Here is a 1,485-nt window from a genome sequence, read left to right on the forward strand (position 1 = left end):
GTGATACCGGCTGGCCTGCGAGAAGGCCTGGGTGGTGCGCACCCCGCCCGGCGCGGCGCGGAACAGCGTGCGCGCGGCCTCGGGCGCGTCGGGGGCCGACACGTCCCAGTTTTCCAGCGCCTGGGCCAGCGAGGGGGCATGGACCATCGGCACCTCGCGGTGCAGCAGGCCCAGCCGGTCCAGTTCGCCCATGATGGCGAAGATGCCGCCGGCACGATGCACGTCTTCCATGTGCACGTCGGCCTTGGATGGCGCGACCTTGCACAGATGCGGCACCCGGCGGGAGAGGCGGTCGATGTCGGCCATGGTGAAGGGCACCGCGCCCTCATGCGCGGCGGCCAGCAGGTGCAGCACGGTGTTGGTCGACCCGCCCATGGCGATATCGACCGACATGGCGTTCTCGAATGCCTGCATGGTCGCGATCCCGCGCGGCAGGGCGGTGGGGTCGTCGTGCTCGTACCATTGGCGGGCCAGGCCGACGATCCGCCGCCCGGCCGCGAGGAACAGGTCGCGCCGGTCGGCATGGGTGGCCAGCAGGCTGCCATTGCCCGGCAGCGCCAGGCCCAGCGCCTCGGTCAGGCAGTTCATCGAATTGGCGGTGAACATGCCCGAGCACGATCCGCAGGTCGGGCAGGCCGACCGCTCGATCGTCTCGGCCTCGGCGTCGCTGACGCGCGGATCGGCGGCCGAGACCATCGAGGTGATCAGGTCCACCCGGCGGTCGATGCCGTCCTGGCTGATCCGTCCGGCCTCCATCGGGCCGCCGGACACGAAGATGGCCGGGATGTTCAGCCGCATCGCGGCCATCAGCATGCCCGGCGTGATCTTGTCGCAATTGCTGATGCATACCAGCGCGTCGGCGCAATGCGCGTTGACCATGTATTCCACGGCATCGGCGATCAGCTCGCGCGACGGCAGGCTGTACAGCATGCCGCCATGGCCCATGGCGATCCCGTCATCCACCGCGATGGTGTTGAATTCGCGGGCGATTCCCCCGGCCTCGGCCACCGCGCCGGCCACGAGCTGGCCCAGATCCTTCAGATGGACATGTCCCGGCACGAACTGGGTGAAGGAATTGGCGACCGCGATGATCGGCTTGCCGAAATCGGCATCCTGCATGCCGGTGGCGCGCCACAGGCTGCGGGCCCCGGCCATGTTGCGGCCGTGCGTCGTCGTGCGGGAACGATAGGCGGGCATGTTTCTGCCTTTCGGATCATCAGGCGGGTCGTTGCCGGGCGGATACAGGACCGCCCCCCGGAAATCCACCTTTATATGGCATATATGGCATGGCCATATGGGACGGAACACCGCCCACGGCGCATCGGCGCCCATCCGGTCATTCCCAGCCGCCGCCCATCGCCTTGTACAGCGCGACCGCGTCCAGCAGGACCTGAAGGCGGGCCCGCACATCGTCCTGCCGCGCCGCCGCCAGCGCCGCCATGCCGTCCTGCACCGCCAGCGCGTCGCCGATTCCGTCGCGATAGC

Annotated in this window: 1 protein-coding gene; it reads right to left on the minus strand. The window is 69.2% G+C overall.

From position 1 onward, the window contains the following. Window positions 1–1,197 (minus strand): dihydroxy-acid dehydratase (gene ilvD / locus HUK84_RS17880; RefSeq protein WP_176641452.1); only part of this gene is annotated, 1,197 nt, incomplete at its 3' end. Window positions 1,198–1,485 lie beyond the last annotated feature (288 nt).

Origin of the sequence: Nguyenibacter vanlangensis, from assembly GCF_013376155.1 — a bacterium.
Taxonomy (GTDB): domain Bacteria; phylum Pseudomonadota; class Alphaproteobacteria; order Acetobacterales; family Acetobacteraceae; genus Gluconacetobacter; species Gluconacetobacter vanlangensis.